Source organism: Kribbella sp. NPDC000426, assembly GCF_040300265.1.
In the GTDB taxonomy this organism is placed as follows: domain Bacteria; phylum Actinomycetota; class Actinomycetes; order Propionibacteriales; family Kribbellaceae; genus Kribbella.
In genome coordinates this window covers 472,602-491,254 of sequence record NZ_JBEPDK010000008.1, presented here as the reverse complement: position 1 = coordinate 491,254, position 18,653 = coordinate 472,602, and the positions used below count along the sequence as shown (strand labels likewise).

Genomic DNA, 18,653 nt, shown 5'->3' with positions numbered 1-18,653 from the left:
ATGTCTGCCCTGAACCGACCGCGGCGCCATCTGGGCGCACTAGCGGTCACGACCAGTCTTCTCGCCTCCGGGCTGGCGGTGGCGATCGCCGCCGCGCCCGCGCAGGCGGCTTCGACCGATGTGCTCATCACCGAGGTGTACGGCGGTGGCGGCAACAGCGGCGCGCCGTACACGAACGACTTCGTCGAGCTGACCAACAACGGGTCGGCCGCGATCGATGTGAGCGGCTGGTCGGTCCAGTACGCGTCGGCGGCCGGCAGCACGTGGCAGGTCACGAAGCTGACCGGCAGCATCGACCCGGGAGCGACGTACCTGGTCCAGGAGGGCGGCGGCGCCAACGGCCAGCCCATGCCGACCCCGAACGCCACCGGCACGATCCCGATGTCGGCGACAGCGGGCAAGATCGCTCTGGTCACCACGCAGACCGCACTCGCCTGCGGAGCGACCTGCCACGCTGACCCGAGCGTCAAGGACTACGTCGGCTACGGCACCGCGGGAGACTCCGAGACCGCGCCCGCGCCGGGCCTGTCGAACACCACCTCGGCCGCGCGCAACGACCCGAAGCAGGACACCGACAACAACAGCGCCGACTTCAGCGCGGGCAACCCGTCGCCAGGCACGCTGACCGGCGGACCGGCCGAGCCGCCCGTGGACGCCAAGATCCACGACATCCAGGGCGCCGCGCACCGCTCGCCGCTCGAGGGCAAGCGAGTCACCAACGTCACCGGCGTCGTCACTGCGGTGAGCAGCAACGGCTTCTGGTTCCAGGACCCGCAGCCGGACGACAACCCGGCCACCAGCGAGGGCGTGTTCGTCTTCACCAGCTCCGCGCCGACCGTCGCCGTCGGCGACGCCCTGAACGTCGAAGCCTCGGTCGCCGAGTTCCGCCCGGGCGGCTCCGGCGGTACGACGAACCTGACCACCACCGAGCTGACCAACGCGATGATCACCGTCACCGGCACGGCCGCCGTACCGGCTCCGACGATCGTCGGCCCGGGCGGACGTGTTCCGCCCTCGACCGTGATCGACGACGACTCGGCGGGTGACGTCGAGACCACGAGCACGGCGTTCGACCCGGCCAACGACGGGCTGGACTTCTGGGAGTCGCTCGAGGGCATGTGGCTGGGCATCAACCAGCCGCAGGTCACCGGCCCGACCAGCTCGTTCCGGGAGCTGTCCGTCGTACCGGCCGGCGCCGGCGTGCGGACGGTCCGCGGCGGGATCCTGCTGCAGAAGACCGACAGCAACCCGGAGCGCGTGCTGCTCGACGACGTACTGGTGCCGATCCCTGACGCAAAGACCGGTGACAAGCTGGCCGGCGTCGTGACCGGTGTTCTGGACTACTCGTTCGGCAACTTCAAGTTCCTGCCGACCGTCACGCCGACCGTGGTCGACGGCGGCGTCAAGCGTGAGGTCACGCAGAAGTCCTCGCCGCTGCAGGTCTCCGTGGCGACGTTCAACGTGGAGAACCTGGACCCGGCCGACGGCCCGGCCAAGTTCGACGGGCTGGCCCAGGCGGTCGTCAAGAACCTCGCCTCGCCGGACATCCTCGGGCTCGAGGAGGTGCAGGACAACGACGGCGCGGTCAACTCCGGTACGGTCGCCGCCGACGTCACGCTGAACACGCTGGCCGCCGCGATCGTGAAGGCGGGTGGTCCGAAGTACGCCTGGCGCGAGATCGACCCGGTCGACGGCAAGGAGGGCGGCGAGCCGGGCGGCAACATCCGGGTCGCGTTCATGTACCGCACCGACAAGCCGGTCAAGTTCGTCGACCGTGCGGGCGGCGGCTCGACGGTCGCGACGACGATCACCACCGACCGGTTCGGCAAGCCGCACCTGAGCTCCTCCCCGGGCCGCGTCGACCCGGCCGACCCGGCCTGGGCCGACACCCGGGTCCCGCTGGCCGGCGAGTTCACCTGGCACGGCCAGTCGCTCTTCGTGGTCGTCAACCACTTCAGCTCCAAGGGCGGCGACGACCCGCTCTGGGGCCGGTTCCAGCCGCCGGTGCAGTCCAGTGCGCCGAAGCGTCACCAACAGGCCGAGGCGGTGCGTGGGTTCGTCGACCAGATCCTCGCCAAGGACAAGGGCGCGAACGTGGTCGTGCTCGGTGACCTGAACGACTTCGACTGGTCGCAGACCGCGGACATCCTGGTCGGCTCGGGCAAGACGGCGCTGGTCGACCTGCCGCGGACGCTGCCGCTGAAGGAGCGCTACAGCTACGTGTTCGAGGGCAACAGCCAGATCCTGGACCAGATCCTGATCTCGCAGAACCTGCGCCCGGCCTCGGCGTACGACGTCGTGCACATGAACGCGGAGTTCCCGGACCAGATCTCCGACCACGACCCGCAGGTCGTGAAGCTGATCCCGCTGCCCTCCTGGGTGCGATAAACCCCCAGGATTGCGGGAGTCTTACGTCGCCGGCCCGGGAGGAATTTCCTCGCCCGGGCCAGCGATAATTAAGGTGTGACTGATTCAACCAGGCAGTACGCCGTACAGAAGTCCGACGCGGAGTGGAAGGCGCAGCTGTCCCCCGCCGAGTTCCACGTGCTGCGCAAGGCCGGCACCGAGCGGCCGTTCGTCGGTGAGTACACCGACACCAAGACCGTGGGCGTGTACAAGTGCCGCGCCTGCGACGCCGAACTGTTCCGCAGCGAGACCAAATTCGACTCGCACTGCGGCTGGCCGTCGTTCTACGCGCCGCTGGCCGAGGACCGGGTCGAGTACATCGAGGACAGCACCCTCGGCATGAAGCGCGTCGAGGTCCGCTGCGCCAACTGCGGCTCTCACCTGGGCCACGTCTTCGAGGGCGAGGGCTACGGCACCCCGACCGACCAGCGGTACTGCATCAACAGCATCAGCCTGACGCTCGCCCCGGCCTGAGCCCCCTGAGCCTGCCTGCCAGTCGCCCGGTCTGGCCCTAGACTGGGTCGGCTGGTGGCTCCTGGGGAAGGATTTTGGTGGCAGACGACGTCCGCGGACCGCGAGTTCTCGATGTGCTGGCGGCAGAGGAGCCGTGGGAGGTACCGGCCGAATGGACGGCTCGGGTTCGCGCTCAGCTGCGGGCCTGGGCCGACGACCCGGAGGCACTGCGGCCGTTGCGGGCGGAGGCCTTCCCGGGCTTCATCAAGGGCACCCCGGCGTCGGTCTGGTTCACCCACGAGATCGCACCTCTGCTGACCGGGTGGATCCCGGTCCTGCACGGTGAGTACGCCGATCTCGGCACCGAGCTCACCCACGACTTCTACCGCCCGTCCTCCCGGCTCGGCGGCGCCGGACACGTCGTGTACGTCGCCCCGACCGACTGGCACCTGCAGGCCATCGCCGGCGCCAGAGGCTTCCGCGAGCACGGCCGGCGGCAGGCGCTGCGACTGTCCCGGGACGTCGTCAGCCTGTTCCTCGACGCTCCCCCGATGGCCGCCCGTGCCCAGGCGCTGACGGCTGCCTTCGACCGGGTGCTCGCCGACCGCGAGGCGTCCCACCTGCACGTCACGGGCGAGTACGACGACATCGCGCAGTACTGGCGCAACGACGCGCTCAAGGACAGCGAGCGCGCCGTACTCCCCGAGCTCGGCGGCCCGACAGCGGCCCTGCGCTACTCGCTCAACTCGATCCGCGACACCCACGCCCGGCTGCTGATGACGAGCCCGGACGAGTACGCCGGCGACTACGCCCAGCTGATGGCCGAGCTGATCCTCGCCACCGGCCTGCGCGGCATCCCGCAGGCGGTCGCGAAGAGCCTCGGGAACGCCACGCAGGACCTGGAGAAGGCGCTCGGCGAGATCCACCAGACCTTCAACCGGCAGGTCTGGCTGGCGCACGTCAACCAGTGGCTGGCCCGCGCGATCCGCAACGGCCAGGCGCCGATCGCCCGGGCCTGGGCCGCGGCGGCCACGCGCGCCGCGATCCACCTGTCCGGCGTACTGTCCAAGGCGCCCTGGCCGGAGCCCGAGATCCCGGATCTCACCTCCCTGTTCCGCATTCTCGACCGGGAACGCTGGAGTGTCATCGAGGCCACCGCCGCCGCGGAGAGCGAGGCGAACTCACTCTCGTCGGCCTGGAACGCCGCGCGCGAGGAGGCCGAGGGCTCCGGCGGCGACGGCACCCTGGACGAGCCGCTGCCGAAACCGCTGGACTTCAGCGACGACCCGCTGGCCGAGCTCGACTCGCTGATCGGCCTGGAGTCGGTCAAGGACGCGGTCCGCAAGATGGTCGCCGAGGTGAAGACCAACCTGCGCCGGACCGAGCTCGGCCTGCCCAGCCACGAACGGGCCCGGCACATGGTCTTCGTCGGCAAGCCCGGTACGGCGAAGACCACGATCGCCCGGCTGCTGAGCCGGATCTACCACCAGCTCGGCGTGCTCGAGAAGGGCCACGTGGTCGAGGTCGACCGCTCCGACCTGGTCGGCCCGAGTGTCGGTTCGACCGCTCCGATGACCGCGGGCAAGTTCCGCGAGGCTCTCGGCGGCGTGCTGTTCGTCGACGAGGCGTACAGCCTGACGCCGGAGAACACACCGGGCGACTACGGCCTCGAGGCGGTCGCCACCCTCCTGAAGCTGATGGAGGACCACCGCAACGACTGCATCGTGATCGTGGCCGGGTACCACCGCGAGATGCAGCGGTTCATGGAGTCGAACACCGGTCTGGCGTCGCGCTTCCCGAAGCTGCTGTCGTTCAGCGAGTACGACACCGACCAGCTGGTCGGGATCTTCGAACTGCAGGCGCGGCAGAAGGGCATGATCTACGGCGAGGACGTGCTGGACAAGGTCCGCAGCGTCATCCCGCCCGCGCCCCGCGGGCACAGCTTCGGTAACGGCCGGTTCATCCGGAACGTGCTCGAGGAAGCCGTCTCCAACCAGGCGACCCGGCTGTCGGCCCGCGACCCCGACAGCCTGACCGAGCGCGACCTGCGCGAGCTCATCCCGGCCGACGTCCGGCCGCCGACGTCGATGCGCGCCGAGGACTACCTGCTGCAGAAGCCCGGCACCTAGATCGGGGTTGCCAGCGCGACCGGGTTGCCCTCGGGGTCGGCGAGGTACGCCTGGCGTTCGCCCCAGGGCATGGTCGCGGGCTCCTGCAGGACCCGGTGGCCCGCGGCCCGGAAGGTCTCCACCTCGGCCTCGACGTCGTCGACGTACACGAACAGCTCGAAGCGCGGGGCGGTGCCGACGGTGATGCCGAGCTGCGCCTCGGGCCAGCTGACGTCGGACAGGCCGAGGGAGGAGTCGCCCCGCTCGAGGCCGACGTAGTGCGGGTCGCCTTCGAGCGGGAACTGGTACGTCTGCTCGTAACCGAGAAGTGTGTAGAACTGGACGGACCGGCGCACGTTCGTCACGTAAAGCACCGGGAACGCCTTGCGGTGCATCACACGAGGTTGGCGATCAGCTCACCGAGCTCGGTGCGCTTGCCGGTGTAGAACGGAACCTCTTCGCGCACGTGCCGGCGGGCCGTCGACGCCCGCAGGTCGCGCATCAGGTCCACCATCCGGTGCAGCTCGTCGGCCTCGAAGGCGAGGATCCACTCGTAGTCGCCGAGCGCGAACGACGCCACCGTGTTCGCCCGGACGTCGGGGTACGTGCGCGCCATCTTGCCGTGCTCGGCAAGCATGAACCGGCGCTCCTCGTCCGGCAGCAGGTACCACTCGTAGGACCGGACGAACGGGTACACGCAGATGTACGGGCGCGCCTCCTCGTCGGCCAGGAACGCGGGGATGTGGCTCTTGTTGAACTCGGCCGGCCGGTGCAGCGCGAACTGCGACCAGACCGGGACCAGGTGCCGGCCGAGCCGCGACCGGCGCAGCGCGTGGTACGCCCGCTGCAGCGCGTCCGAGGTCGGCGCGTGCCACCAGATCATGAAGTCGGCGTCCGCCCGGAATCCTTCGACGTCGTAGATGCCGCGGATCACGACGTCGTCGGCCGCCAGCTTGCCGACCAGGTCGTTGAGCTCGGCGGTCAGCTCGTCCCGGTCCGCGTCGCCGAGCGGCGTCTCGACCTTGAAGACCGACCACAGGGTGTAGCGGATGACGTCGTTCAGTTCACGGGCTTTCGGCTTACCTGTCACTTCGCCATTGTCTCCAATGCATTGAGATGCTCCAGCACCCGGGTGGCCGCCTTGCCACCGGATGCGACACATGCCGCGATCCCGACACCCCGGTACGCCGCTCCGCAGACGGCCAGGCCCGGTACGCCGGCCACCGCGGCCTCGACCCGATCGACCCGGTCCAGGTGCCCCACGGCGTACTGCGGAAGGCCGCCGCCCCAGCGCGTCACGAGCGAGCCGACGATCTCCGCCTGCAGGCCGATCGCCTTGCGTAGATCGGCGGTCGCGAGCGCCGCGAGCTCGTCGTCGGAGCGCTGCAGCACGTATTCCTCACCGAGGCGGCCGACCGAGGCACGCAGTACGGCCAGGTCTCCCCCGGCCTCCGCGGACCACGCCCACTTGGCGTGCGAGTACGTCGACGCCTTGATCGTGCGCTCCTCGACCGACGGCACGAGGAACCCGGATCCGGTGGCGGTGTCGGGCCAGTCGCTCTTGCGGACGGCGAGCGTGACGATCGCCATACTCGCGTACTCGATTGCCGCGAGCTCAGTCGAGGCGGCCGGCACCAGGTCGGTCAGCATCCGCGCGGCCGGAGCTGCGGGTACGGCGACCACGACCGCGTCGGCGCTCAGGTACGTCGGCTCTGGGACCGGACCGGCCTCCAGCGTGTAGCCGTCGGCGCTCCGGGTGATCTTGCGGACCGTGAGCTTCCGGCGGATCTCGACGCCCCGGGCCGTCAGGTCCTGCTCGAGCGCGGTGATGATCCGGTTGATGCCGCCGGCAACGCCGGCGAACACCGGCTGGCCGGCGCGCTTCTGGCCCAGCTCGCGCAGCTCGGCCGTCGCGGCGAGCAGGCTCGGGGCGGTGCGCAGCTTGGCGTACAGATCGGGCACGGCGGCCGCGAGCGAGATCTCCTCGGCCCTCCCGGCGTACACCCCGCCGAGCAGCGGGTCGATCAGCTTCTCGGTGACCGCCGACCCCATCCGCTCGGCAACGAACCGGCCGATGGCCACGTCCTCGGTGAGCGCGGGCGCGGCGAGCTCGGCCTCGTGCGCTACCTGCTCGGCCGCCTCCGGCCCGAGTACGTCGGCCGTGGCGGGCGGATCGACCGGGACACCCATCACGGTCGGCGGGATCGCGCGGATCCGGTCGCCGACCCACAACCCGGCCGAGGTCGTCGCCGGGTGGACGATGTCGAGTCCCACCGACCTGATCAGGTCAACTGCCTCCGGTCGCCGGGCCAGCACCGACTCGGCGCCGAGGTCGACCGGCACGCCCTCGATCTCCGAACCGGCCAGCTTCCCGCCGAGCCGCGGCGAGGATTCCAGCACGGTGATCTGCGGCGGGTTCGGCCCGGTCGCGAGCGCATGCGCCGCCGCCAGCCCGCTGATCCCGCCACCGACGACAACGACGCGGCTCACACGCCCTCCAGGATCAACTCGTACTGCTTCCCCGGGCCCAGATCAGTGCTCGAAGTCCCGACCTGCCGGAAGCCGCTCCGGGTCAGCACGGTCTGCGAGGCTGGGTTCCGGTCCGAGGCGCCGGCGCGCAGCGTGGTCAGCGCGTACTCCGTCGCCGCGAGGCCGATGACCGCCCGGACGGCAGCCGTCGCGAGACCCTGACCGGCCCACTTCTCGGCGATCCGGTAGCCGAGCTCGGCCGATCCGTGCTCGAGATCGACCAGGTTCACCCGCCCGGCGACCGCGCCAGAGTCGTCCACCAGCACGTGGAAGCGGCAGATCCCGGCAGCCTGCTCTGCGAGCAGCGCGGCGTGCCTGGCGGCGAAGTTCGCGAAGTACTCGTCACCGCGGTCCCAGATCCACTGGGCGAAGTACTCGCGGTTCTCCAGCTCGAAGGTCAGGACGGCGTCGGCGTGCTCGGCGGTCAGCGGCTGCAGCGTCACCGCGTGGTCCGGCAGACGGGTCACCGAGCGCTCCGGGTCTGCACGTACTTCACGATCCGCGCCAGTACGTCGGGATCGGCGTTCGGCGGGACTCCGTGGCCGAGGTTGAAGATGTGGCCCGGAGCCTTCTTGCCCTCCTCGAGGATCCGGTCGATCTCAGGCTCGATCGCCTCCCACCCCGCGAACAGCAGGGCCGGGTCGAGGTTGCCCTGGACCGGCTTCGGGGTGTCGAGCCGCCGGACGGCCTCGTCCAGCGGGACACGCCAGTCGACGCCGATCACGTCGGCACCGGCCGCGCTCATCAGGCCGAGGAGCTCGCCGGTGTTCACGCCGAAGTGGACCCGCGGTACGCCGTACGACGCGATCGCCTCGAAGACCTTGGCCGAGTGCGGCAGCACGAACCGCTCGTAGTCGCGCGGCGACAGCCCACCGGCCCACGAGTCGAAGAGCTGGATCGCGGACGCGCCCGCCTCGATCTGGACCGCGAGGTACGCGATCGCGACGTCGGCCAGGCGGTCCGCGAGCGCGTGCCAGAGGTCCGGGTTGCCGTGCATCATCGCCTTGGTCCGCGCGAAGTCCTTGCTCGGCCCGCCCTCGACCAGGTACGACGCGAGCGTGAACGGCGCACCCGCGAACCCGATCAACGGCGTACCGCCGAGCTCGGAGACGAGCTGCTGGATGGCCTCGGTGGTGAACGGCACGTCGGCCGCAGTGACCGGCCGGACCGCCGCGACGCCGGCAGCGTCGCGGATCGGGTCCGCCGCCACCGGGCCGACGCCGGGCTTGATCTCGATGTCGTAGCCGGCGAACTGGAGCGGGGTGACGATGTCGGAGAAGAAGATCGCCGCGTCGACGCCGTAACGGCGGACCGGCTGCAGCGTTATCTCGACGACGAGGTCGGGGCGCCGACAGGACTCGAACATCGAGATGCCCTCCCGCGCCTTGTGGTACTCCGGCAGCGCCCGCCCTGCCTGACGCATGAACCAGACGGGCGTATGCGGGACCGGCTCTCCCCGGGCGGCCAGCAGGTACGGGGAACGGTCGAGTGACGTCGAAGGCACACAGCGATGATCCCACGCGGTCCGAGGCGCCCGATCGGCCGGTCGCGCGGTGTTACCGGCGCGTCTTGACAAGCGTCGGTGAGTAATCGGTCGTAGGCTGCCAAGCATGGGTGCCCGCAAGCAGGTCGACGCGCCACCCGCGGAGTTCGCCGAGGCAGTCTCGCAGTTACGAGGTGCCCGGTTCCGGCCCGAGGTTTTCGTCGAGGAGATGCCCGCGCCGCAGCGGATCGCACCGCACGCGGCCGCGGTCAGCGCCGACGTGACGGTCGACGGCGACGATGTCGCCACCGGCCGGCTCGTCATCCTCTACGACCCGGCCGGGAACGACGCCTGGCAGTCGACCTTCCGCTGTGTCGCGTACGTGCGCGCCGCCGTCGAACCGGAGATGGTGACCGACGCGCTGCTCGGCGGCGTGGGCTGGACCTGGCTGATGGAGGCGCTGGCCGACCGCGGCGCGGACTTCCTGGCCCCGAGCGGTACCGTCACCAGGGTGGTATCGGAGAGCTTCGGCGGGATGGCCGACGACGACGCGACGGCGGAGATCGAGATCCGCGCGTCCTGGAGCCCCGTGCCCGGACCGGGAGGCGTCGTGGACGTGACCCGGCACGCCGAGGCGTGGGGCGAGGTGCTGTGTACGGCGGCCGGACTGCCGCCGGTTCCGCCGGGGGTGGTCGCGATGCCGACCCGGCGCGGACAGCGGGGCCGATGACCTCAGCCAACCCTCCGCAGCCGTCCACCTCGGACGACCCCACCGCGAGCCTGCCCCTCCTCGAACTGCGGGACGGGCTGTCCGACGTGGTCGACGTCGAGTCCGCGCTGACCGAGACGGTCGAGGCGTTCCGGGCCGGGACGGGCCCGGTGGCCGTCGACGCCGAGCGCGCCTCCGGCTACCGCTACTCCCACCGGGCGTACCTGGTCCAGCTGCGTCGTGAAGGCTCCGGCTCCGCGCTGGTCGACCCGATCCCGTTCGGCGACCTGTCCGCGCTCGGCGACGCGATCGTCGACACCGAGTGGATCATCCACGCCGCCAACCAGGACCTGGCCTGCCTGGCCGAGGTCGGCATGGTGCCGCGGCAGGTTTTCGACACCGAGCTGGCCGGCCGCCTGCTCGGGTACCCGAAGGTCGGCCTGGCCTCGCTTGTGAGCGAAGTGCTCGGCTACCGGATGCGCAAGGAACACTCGGCCGCCGACTGGTCGACCCGGCCGCTGCCCGCGCCTTGGCTCGTGTACGCCGCGCTGGACGTCGAGATGCTGATCGAACTGCGGAACGCGATCGAGCAGGAGCTGCGCAGCGAAGGCAAGTGGGAATGGGCCGAGCAGGAGTTCGCCGCGATCCTGGACGCTCCTCCGCGCGAGCCGAAGCCGGACCCGTGGCGTCGTACGTCGGGTATGCACCGGGTCCGCAACCGTCGCAGCCTGGCCGTCGTCCGCTCGCTGTGGGAGGCGCGCGACCAGATCGCCGAGTCCGCGGACATCTCCCCCGGCCGGATCCTCCCGGACGCCGCGATCGTCGAGGCCGCGTCGGCGATGCCGGCCGACCGGGACACGTTGCAGAAGCTGACGGCGTTCAAGGGCCGCGGCGCGCACCGCCACATGCGGACCTGGTGGGAAGCGGTCGACCACGCCCGCCGGCTCCCCGACTCCGAGCTCCCCAAGCAAGGACCGCGGTACGACGGCCCGCCGCCCGCCCGCGCCTGGGCCGACCGCGACCCGGACGCCGCCGCACGCCTCTCAGCCGCCCGCACCGCAGTCGCCGAGATCGCCGAGGCCCACCGCCTGCCCACCGAGAACCTGCTGGCCCCGGACACCATCCGCCGCCTCGCCTGGTCCCCGCCGCACGACGTCAACCTCGACGTAGTCACCACGTTCCTCCGCGACCACCACGCCCGCCCCTGGCAAATCGGCCTCACCGCCGACGTCCTAACCGACGCCATGTCGTCCGAGGCACCCGCCAAACCGCTCGACTGAGCGCGCCTACAGGGCATCCGCTCCGGAAGCCGGCTCCGCAGGCAGCTGGTCGTCTGCGGCTGTCGGCTGGGGGCGGAGCTGGTCTCGCAGGGTGAGGGCGATCTGGAGGGCGCCGAGCAGGATGACCGTTGCGATGATCGTGAAGATCTGGCGGTAGCTCAGCAGGCTGACGAGCAAACTCCCGAGCGCGAGCGAGATCGCCTGCGGCGTGGACAGCAGCACCTCGACCGCGGTCGACACCCGGCCGATCAGATGACCTGGCGAGCGGCGCTGCATCAGCGTCGTGAAGGAGACGAACGTCCACGGCAGCCCCAGGCCGCAGATCGCGGCACCGACCATCACGACGGTGATGCTGGGCGCGACGATGCAGACGATGGTGGAGACAGCCAGCGCGACCAGGCCGAGCGTGCAGACGGAGACCTCACCCACTCTCCGGACCGCGCGAGCGGCGGTGAGTCCGCCGATGATCGCGCCGATGCCCTGAGCCGTCACGAACGCTCCGGCGAACGTCGCCTGCTTGCCGAACGCATCGAGCAGGGCGTAGATCGACGACTCGAAGAACCCGATAACGAGGATCGAGATCCCGAGCCCGGCCAGCACGTGGCGGAGTACGCGGTCGCCGATCAGGAAACGGATCCCACCCATCACCTCCTCACGGAAGGCGTGCTGGGTCGGAGCAGGCGTCTCGGTCACCTTGATCGTCGCGATCAGCAGGCCGGCCACCACGAACGTGGCCGCGTCGACGACCGCGACCAGCCAGCCGCCGACCGTCGCGAAGAGCGCCGCCCCGACCAGCGGTCCGAAGAGCCGGAAGCCTTCCTTGATCGTGGCCAGGCTCGAGTTGGCGTCGACGAGCAGCTCGTCCGGCAGCAGTTCCTTGAGCAGGCCGTTGAGCGCAGCAGGCAGGACGACGAACGAGACGCCGTACAGGCAGGCGACCACCCAGATCAGCCACACGTCGCCCTTGTCGCGAACGAGGACCAGCGGGAGTACGGCGGCCGCGCTGGCGACGTTGCCCCAGACGAGGATCGGCTTGCGGGGCAGGCGATCCACCCACACGCCGAGCAGCGGTGCGCCGAGCGCCGGCAGCACCATGAAGAAGAACGTCAGGCCGGCCATCGCGTTGGAGCCGGTGAGCGTCTTCACCCACATGCTCAGCACCAGCAACATCACCGAGTCGCCGAGCATCGACGTACTCAGGCCGCCGAACAGCCGCGGGAACCCGGTCTGGGCGAACAGCTTCCTCATGCCGGCTCAACTCCCGGGAAGTACGTCGGGATGCCCCACGCCACGAACTCGCACAGCCGCGCACCCGCCGGCCGCTGGGCGGGGTCGGTCAGCCGCTCGACGTGGCGATCGAGTACGGCGCTGATCGCGTCGTTCATCTCCTTGAGCTCGTCCGCGGTCAGCCAGGCGACCATCTCGGTGCCCGACTGCGCCGTACGCCACTCCTCCGGCTCGTCCGGCATGCGCTGCTCGGACTCCCGCAGCCGATCCATCGCCCGGCCCATCGTCACCTCGGACAAGGCCTGGGCGGCCCGCCGCTCCTCGACCGACGCCGATGCGTGCTCGTCGTCCCAGCGGAAACCGAGCCCCGGCACCTGCCACGGCCGCTGCCGCCCCTTCCCGCCCGCGGCCTCCTCGACGAAGCCGTGCTGGGCCAGCTTGCGCAGGTGCCACGAGCAGTTGGCCGGCGTCTCGTCCAGCCGGTCGGCTAGCTCGGTCGCGGTCAGCGGTCCGCTGACCGACAGCAGTTCGATGATCGCCATCCGCACGGGATGGGCGAGCGCATTCAGCTCACGAGGGTCGCTCAGGCGACGATGCGGGTCCGGCATGCATCGAAACTACTCTTTCGAAAGAGTTGTTGCAATCCCTGGCAAAGGAAGTCGCCCGCCGTGGCTGCGACGGGCGACCCGACCTACTGGACTACTTCGGGAGTTGGGTTTCGATGGCGGCGACGATTTCTTCCGACTCGGGCTCGGTGCGGGGGCGGAAGCGGGCGGCGATGGTGCCCTCGGGGCTGATCAGGAACTTCTCGAAGTTCCACTGGATGTCGCCGGCCTCGCCCTCGGCGTCCGGTGTCAGCGTCAGTTCGGCGTACAGCGGGTGCCGACCCTCGCCGTTCACCTCGAGCTTGTCGAGCATCGGGAACGTCACGCCGTACGTCGTCGAGCAGAACGTCTCGATCTCCTCGGCCGACCCGGGCTCCTGGCCGCCGAACTGGTTGCAGGGCGCGCCGAGCACCGTGAACCCGCGCGACTCGTACTTCTTCTGCAGGTTCTCCAGCCCTTCGTACTGCGGCGTCAGACCACACTTCGACGCCACGTTGACGACCAGGACAGCCTTGCCCTTGTAGTCGCCGAGCGACGTCGATGCACCGGACAGAGTGGTCAGCGGAATGTCGTACAGGCTCATGCTCATCCTTGGGGGGTTGGGAGGTGACGGGCAAGGAAGTCTTCGGTACGGCGCCACGCGAGCGCGGCGGCGTCGGCGTTGTGGAACATCGGCAGCGGGTTGTCGAACGCGTGCCCGGCGCCGTCGTACCGGTGGATCTCGGCGTCGCCGAGCGCGGGGACGATCGCGTCCACGTCCAGGTACGTGTCGGTGTTGCCGAAGTGATGCAGGCTCGGCGCGGTGACCTGCGGGGTCAGCTCCAGCAGGTTCTTGAGGGCGGAGCCGTAGTAGCTCACGAGCACATCCGGGCGTGACAACGCGGCGACGTTGAAGGCCAGCCCGCCGCCGAAGCAGAAGCCGACGATGCCGGTGGGCTTGTCGCGGGCCTGCAAATAACCAAGAGCCGTGAGGGCGTCCTGCACCGCCAGGTCCCAGTCGAGCCGCTGGACGATGCCCATCGCGCGTGGCAGCAGCTCCGGCGAGGACTCGTCCAGCTCGGTGTCGTCAAGGCGCCAGTAGATCTCCGGCGCGATGACGTAGTACCCCAGGGCGTGCAGATCCACCGCACGCTGCTTGATGTAGTCGGAGACCCCGAAAATCTCCTGGAGGAGCAGGATTCCCGGCGCGTCGGCGTCGGCGGATCCCCACTCGTGGACTGGTAATCCGGCGTCGAGCTCCAAGGTCACACTGTGAAGCGTACGACCTCGGTGGGTGCCGGCTTCGGTGCAGGTGTGGGCATCCACGACTTCGTCTCGGCGATGGCGTCGACGAGCAGCTTGTACAGCCGGTCGTCCGGGTCCGGCACGCACGCCTGCGAGATGCCCTCAACGGCACAGGAGACCGCGCGCGGCGCCGTACGGCGGGCGAAGTCCGGCGCACCGCGGCGGGAACGTGCGGTGAACGCCCGCGCCCACTTGGTCGCCGACGGGACCGACTGCAGTACGGCGAGCGAGTCCGGCTCGATGTCGTCGAGCGGACGCCCGTCGAGGTCGGCCAGCTGCTTCTCCCCCACCAGCAAGGCGACGGCCAGGATGTACTGCCGCTCCTGCGAGACGACCGGCAGCGCGTGCTGGATGCAGCGCGCCGTCACCCTCGCCACGACGTGCGGGTCGTCCGGGGTCAGCCCGATCACCGACGGGATCATCGGGGCCAGGCGGGACCTCCCGGAGTCAGTGGTGCAGTCGTTGACGTCCCGCGCGACCCCGGCCAGCAGCGGATGCGTGCAGGCAGGATGGTCGGACCACGGTTCGCCGGCGAGGTAGGAGGCGAACTCCATGAAGCAGGCGCCTTTGCGTGGATTGCGGTGCTTGCCGCGGCTCAGGACCGGTACGGCGAGATCAAGGTTGTTCATTGAACGGCTCCCCATCGTTACTTCCACCAGCATGCGCCGATTCGGGGCGGTTGGCCACGGGTTGCTGTGAGCAGCTCCACAGCCACAGGGTGTTTGGCAGTTCTGTTACTCATGGGTAGCATCGGGGTAGCTTTCCCGACCCCCAGAGGAGGGCCCCCGTGCCCCGTGAGATCCGCGATGTCGTGTTCGTCGACGGCGTTCGCACCCCGTTCGGCAAGGCCAAGGGCCAGTACGCCGAAACCCGCGCCGACGACCTGGTGATCAAGTGCATCCGGGAGCTGCTGCGGCGGAACCCGGGTCTCCCCCCGGAGCGGGTGGACGAGGTCGCGATCGCGGCCACCACCCAGATCGGCGACCAGGGCCTGACCATCGGCCGGACCGCGGCCCTGCTGGCCGGCCTGCCGAACACCACACCCGGCTACGCCATCGACCGGATGTGCGCGGGCGCGATGACCGCCGTCACCACCACCGCGGCCGGTGTCGCGTTCGGTGCGTACGACGTGGTGATCGCGGGCGGGGTCGAGCACATGGGCCGGCACCCGATGGGCGAGGGCGTCGACCCGAACCCGCGGATCATCTCGGAGAAGCTCGTCGACACCTCCGCGCTGGTGATGGGCTCGACCGCGGAGAACCTGCACGACCGGTTCCCGGGTATCACCAAGGAGCGCGCCGACGCGTACGCCGCCGCCTCCCAGGAGAAGGCCGCCAAGGCCTACGCCAACGACCTGATCCAGCCGGACCTGGTGCCGGTCGCGACCCGGTCGGCCGAGCAGGGCTGGGGTCTCGCGAGCACCGACGAGCCGATGCGTCCGGGGACGACGGTCGAGGACCTGGCGGCGTTGAAGACGCCGTTCCGTCCGCACGGCCGGGTCACCGCGGGCAACTCGGCCGGTATCAACGACGGCGCGACCGCCTGCGTGCTGACGTCTGCCGCAGCGGCCGAGGAGCTGGGGCTGCAGCCGAAGATGAAGCTGGTCTCGTACGCCTTCGCCGGCGTCGAGCCCGAGGTCATGGGCGTCGGGCCGATCCCGGCGACCGAGAAGGCGCTGCGGCTGGCCGGCCTGACGATCGACGACATCCAGGCCTTCGAGGTGAACGAGGCGTTCGCCGTCCAGGTACTGGCGTTCCTCGAGCACTACGGCATCGCCGACGACGACCCGCGGGTCAACCCGTACGGCGGTGCGATCGCGTACGGCCACCCGCTGGCGTCGTCCGGGGTCCGGCTGATGAACCAGCTGGCCAAGCAGTTCGAGCAGCGCCCCGAGGTCCGCTACGGCCTCACCACCATGTGCGTCGGCCTCGGCATGGGCGGAACCGTCATCTGGGAGAACCCCAACTGGGAAGGGAACGCAGCCGCATGAGCCTGCAGGAACTGATCGACTCGGCGTCCGCGCTGTCCACCGACGAGGTCGTCACATTTGCCCACTCGCGCGACGTCGTCCTGCCGGGCAAGGCCGGCACGATGGCGCTGATCACGCTGGACAACGGCCAGGACCACACCAAGCCGAACACGTTCGGCCCGAAGGGTCTGGGGTCGCTGAACGCCGCCCTCGATGCCGCGCTGGCCCGCGACGAGATCGTGGCGATCGGCGTCACCGGGAAGCCCTTCATCCTGGCCGCCGGCGCGGACCTGACCGGCGTGCCGAAGCTGGCCGACCGGGAGCAGGCGCTGGCGCTCGGCAAGATCGGGCACGGCGTGATGCGGAAGCTGGTCGACGGTGGCAAGCCGTCGTTCGCGTTCGTGAACGGGGTGGCGCTGGGTGGCGGACTCGAGGTCGCGCTGCATGCGTCGTACCGGACGGTGTCGGTCGCCGCGGGCATGTTGTCGACGCCGGAGGTCTTCCTCGGGCTGATCCCGGGGTGGGGCGGCAACTTCCTGCTGCCGAACCTGATCGGCGCGGACAACGCGGTCAAGGTCGTCGTCGAGAACGCCCTCAACCAGAACAAGATGCTCAGCGGGCCGGAGGCGGTGAAGCTCGGCATCGGCGACGTACTGCTGGAGTCGGCGGACTTCCTCGAGCAGTCGCTGCTATGGGCATCTCAGGTGCTGACGGGGTCTGTTGTGGTCGAGCGGTCTGCGGTTGACCGGGGTGACGCGTGGGATGCGGCCGTTGCCCGGGGCAAGGCTTTTGCCGACCTGAAGGTCAGCGGGGCAGCGCCGGCGCCGTACCGGGCTTTGGAGCTGATCGCGGCGGCTCGCGACAACGACCGGGACCGTGGGTTCGCGGCCGAGGACGAGGCGCTCGCGGATCTGATCATGAGCGAGGAGCTGCGCAGCGGCCTCTACGCGTTCGACCTCGTGAACAAGCGGGCCAAGCGGCCGGCCGGTGCGCCGGACAAGTCGCTGGCGCGGCCGGTGACGAAGGTCGGTGTCGTCGGCGCGGGTCTGATGGCGGGTCAGCTGGCGTTGCTGTTCGCGCGGCGGCTCGAGGTTCCCGTCGTACTGACGGATCTCGACCAGGAGCGCGTGGACCGCGGTGTCGGGTATGTGCACGGTGAGATCGACAAGCTGCTGGCGAAGGGGCGCGTTCGCCCGGACAAGGCGAACCAGCTGAAGGCGCTGGTCACCGGGTCGGTGGATCGCGCGGTGTTCGCGGACGCGGACTTCGTGATCGAGGCCGTGTTCGAGGAGCTGCAGCTGAAGAAGACGATCTTCGCCGACCTGGAGAAGATCGTCCGTCCGGACGCGATCCTGGCGACGAACACCTCGTCGTTGTCGGTGACCGAGATGGCCGCGGACCTCGAGCACCCGGAGCGGGTCGTCGGGTTCCACTTCTTCAACCCGGTCGCGGTACTGCCGCTGCTGGAGATCATCCGCGCCGACCGGACCGACGACGCTTCGCTGGCGACTGCGTTCGCGGTCGGGAAGACGCTGAAGAAGTCGTGCGTGCTGGTGAAGGACGCGCCGGCGTTCGTGGTGAACCGGCTGCTGACCCGGTTCCTCGGCGAGGTCAGCGCGGCGGTGGACGAAGGTACGCCGATCCCGGACGCCGATCGCGCGCTGTCCGCGCTGGGCCTGCCGATGCCGCCGTTCGTGCTGCTGCAGCTGGTCGGGCTGCCGGTGGCGCTGCACGTCGCGGAGACGATGAACCGCGCGTACCCGGACCGGTTCGCGGTGTCGGAGAACCTGGCGAAGGTTGTTGCTGCAGGCAAGAGTTCGTTCTATGTGTGGCCGGAGGGCAAGCCGGTCGTCGACCCGGAGGTCGAGGCGCTGGTGACGGTCGGCGACAAGCCCTCCACCCCGGACGAACTCCGCGACCGGGTGCTGACCGCGCTGGCCGAGGAAATCAAGATCATGCTCGACGAGGGCGTGGTTGCCGAGGCCCAGGACATCGACCTCTGCCTCCTCCTCGGCGCCGGCTGGCCCTTCCACCTCGGCGGCATCACCCCGTACCTGGACCGCACCGGCATCGCCGAGAAGATCAACGGATCCCGCTTCCTCCCCCGCGGCACCGCCGGCCTCGCCTGATACCGCTGGGGGTCGGTCCGGACCCGGAAGCCCGGTCCGGCCCCCAGCAACTCCCGTCGGCGAAGACAAAGAATACGAAGAAAAGAACAAGAACAAAAACAAGAAAGAACCGAGATTTAGAGTGGTGGCCGGCTTCGGCAGCCAACTGAGGGTCGGCCTGCAGACGATCGGGTTGCACGAGACGTCCTGGTCGTGGCTCACCGACATCTCGACAGGACATGTGCGGCCGTTGCCGCTGAGGCACGTGGGGGCAACCCTCTTGGGCCTGACACTTCCTGTCGGAAAGTCTGGTACCCGGCTCCGAAGCGTCGGTGGGGCACCTTCGCACCCTCGTATCAGCAGACGCTGACGGCTTTCAGCAAGCGGCTGGTGCGTACCCTCGGAGCGGGCGGACCTGGGCTCGCGTAGTCCGACTGCGGACACGCAAACTTGCGGCTGATCATCTCAGCCAACCACTACTCCAACTCTTCT

General features: G+C 69.8%; 17 protein-coding genes. 7 read left to right on the top strand and 10 right to left on the bottom strand.

From position 1 onward, the window contains the following. From ABT313_RS36865 to ABT313_RS36855, 3 genes are all read left to right on the top strand, one after another. A complete protein-coding gene (locus tag ABT313_RS36865) occupies nucleotides 1–2,388 on the top strand; it encodes a DUF8508 domain-containing protein (protein WP_350863699.1) in 2,388 nt (795 codons plus the stop codon). 75 nt (nucleotides 2,389–2,463) lie between these two features. Beyond that, nucleotides 2,464–2,880: a peptide-methionine (R)-S-oxide reductase MsrB gene (msrB, locus tag ABT313_RS36860; protein WP_350863695.1), complete on the top strand. Its 417-nt coding sequence runs from the start codon at nucleotides 2,464–2,466 to the stop codon at nucleotides 2,878–2,880. A gap of 77 nt (nucleotides 2,881–2,957) precedes the next feature. Next, the gene (locus ABT313_RS36855; RefSeq protein WP_350863692.1) at nucleotides 2,958–4,988 is read left to right on the top strand and encodes an AAA family ATPase; all 2,031 of its coding nucleotides are present in this window, start codon (nucleotides 2,958–2,960) and stop codon (nucleotides 4,986–4,988) included. On the opposite strand, the gene ABT313_RS36850 is transcribed toward ABT313_RS36855, so the two are convergent. Genes ABT313_RS36850 through hemE form a run of 5 tightly spaced genes read right to left on the bottom strand, consistent with a single transcriptional unit; the run spans nucleotide 4,985 to nucleotide 9,000 of the window. After that, the gene (locus tag ABT313_RS36850; protein ID WP_350863689.1) at nucleotides 4,985–5,362 is read right to left on the bottom strand and encodes a VOC family protein; all 378 of its coding nucleotides are present in this window, start codon (nucleotides 5,360–5,362) and stop codon (nucleotides 4,985–4,987) included. The two genes, ABT313_RS36855 and ABT313_RS36850, sit on opposite strands and share 4 nt — an antisense overlap. Next, on the bottom strand, nucleotides 5,362–6,057 hold the full coding sequence (gene hemQ / locus ABT313_RS36845) for a hydrogen peroxide-dependent heme synthase (protein WP_350863686.1): 696 nt from the start codon (nucleotides 6,055–6,057) through the stop codon (nucleotides 5,362–5,364). The genes ABT313_RS36850 and hemQ overlap by 1 nt, the downstream gene beginning before the upstream one ends. Next, on the bottom strand, nucleotides 6,054–7,457 hold the full coding sequence (hemG, locus tag ABT313_RS36840) for a protoporphyrinogen oxidase (RefSeq protein WP_350863683.1): 1,404 nt from the start codon (nucleotides 7,455–7,457) through the stop codon (nucleotides 6,054–6,056). Before hemG ends, hemQ begins: the two co-directional genes overlap by 4 nt. Then, on the bottom strand, nucleotides 7,454–7,963 hold the full coding sequence (locus ABT313_RS36835; protein ID WP_350863681.1) for a GNAT family N-acetyltransferase: 510 nt from the start codon (nucleotides 7,961–7,963) through the stop codon (nucleotides 7,454–7,456). Before ABT313_RS36835 ends, hemG begins: the two co-directional genes overlap by 4 nt. Continuing rightward, nucleotides 7,960–9,000: a uroporphyrinogen decarboxylase gene (gene hemE, locus ABT313_RS36830; RefSeq protein ID WP_350863678.1), complete on the bottom strand. Its 1,041-nt coding sequence runs from the start codon at nucleotides 8,998–9,000 to the stop codon at nucleotides 7,960–7,962. Before hemE ends, ABT313_RS36835 begins: the two co-directional genes overlap by 4 nt. Before the next feature lie 106 nt (nucleotides 9,001–9,106). Here hemE and ABT313_RS36825 point away from each other — a divergent pair, with 106 nt between their 5' ends. Both ABT313_RS36825 and ABT313_RS36820 read left to right on the top strand, forming a co-directional pair. Further along, nucleotides 9,107–9,709, top strand: a complete 603-nt coding sequence (locus ABT313_RS36825; protein ID WP_350863675.1) for a DUF3000 domain-containing protein — start codon at nucleotides 9,107–9,109, stop codon at nucleotides 9,707–9,709. Further along, nucleotides 9,706–10,968: a ribonuclease D gene (locus ABT313_RS36820; protein ID WP_350863672.1), complete on the top strand. Its 1,263-nt coding sequence runs from the start codon at nucleotides 9,706–9,708 to the stop codon at nucleotides 10,966–10,968. The genes ABT313_RS36825 and ABT313_RS36820 overlap by 4 nt, the downstream gene beginning before the upstream one ends. Before the next feature lie 6 nt (nucleotides 10,969–10,974). Here ABT313_RS36820 and ABT313_RS36815 read toward each other — a convergent pair whose 3' ends face one another. From ABT313_RS36815 to ABT313_RS36795, 5 genes are all read right to left on the bottom strand, one after another. After that, nucleotides 10,975–12,216, bottom strand: a complete 1,242-nt coding sequence (locus tag ABT313_RS36815; RefSeq protein WP_350863670.1) for an MFS transporter — start codon at nucleotides 12,214–12,216, stop codon at nucleotides 10,975–10,977. Continuing rightward, nucleotides 12,213–12,803 (bottom strand): winged helix-turn-helix domain-containing protein, encoded by a 591-nt coding sequence (locus ABT313_RS36810; protein WP_350863667.1) that lies wholly within the window; start codon nucleotides 12,801–12,803, stop codon nucleotides 12,213–12,215. Before ABT313_RS36810 ends, ABT313_RS36815 begins: the two co-directional genes overlap by 4 nt. A 91-nt stretch (nucleotides 12,804–12,894) precedes the next feature. After that, nucleotides 12,895–13,383 (bottom strand): glutathione peroxidase, encoded by a 489-nt coding sequence (locus tag ABT313_RS36805; RefSeq protein ID WP_350863664.1) that lies wholly within the window; start codon nucleotides 13,381–13,383, stop codon nucleotides 12,895–12,897. Between the two features lie 2 nt (nucleotides 13,384–13,385). Beyond that, entirely contained in the window at nucleotides 13,386–14,048 is a 663-nt protein-coding gene (locus ABT313_RS36800; protein WP_350863661.1) for a dienelactone hydrolase family protein, read from the bottom strand. Next, a complete protein-coding gene (locus tag ABT313_RS36795; protein ID WP_350863658.1) occupies nucleotides 14,045–14,713 on the bottom strand; it encodes a hypothetical protein in 669 nt (222 codons plus the stop codon). Before ABT313_RS36795 ends, ABT313_RS36800 begins: the two co-directional genes overlap by 4 nt. A gap of 158 nt (nucleotides 14,714–14,871) precedes the next feature. On the opposite strand from ABT313_RS36795, the gene ABT313_RS36790 reads away from it, so the two are divergent. Both ABT313_RS36790 and ABT313_RS36785 read left to right on the top strand, forming a co-directional pair. Then, nucleotides 14,872–16,074 carry a thiolase family protein gene (locus ABT313_RS36790; protein ID WP_350863655.1) on the top strand — a complete coding sequence of 401 codons (1,203 nt, stop codon included), beginning with the start codon at nucleotides 14,872–14,874 and terminating at the stop codon, nucleotides 16,072–16,074. After that, nucleotides 16,071–18,182, top strand: a complete 2,112-nt coding sequence (locus ABT313_RS36785; RefSeq protein WP_350863652.1) for a 3-hydroxyacyl-CoA dehydrogenase NAD-binding domain-containing protein — start codon at nucleotides 16,071–16,073, stop codon at nucleotides 18,180–18,182. The genes ABT313_RS36790 and ABT313_RS36785 overlap by 4 nt, the downstream gene beginning before the upstream one ends. Nucleotides 18,183–18,653 lie beyond the last annotated feature (471 nt).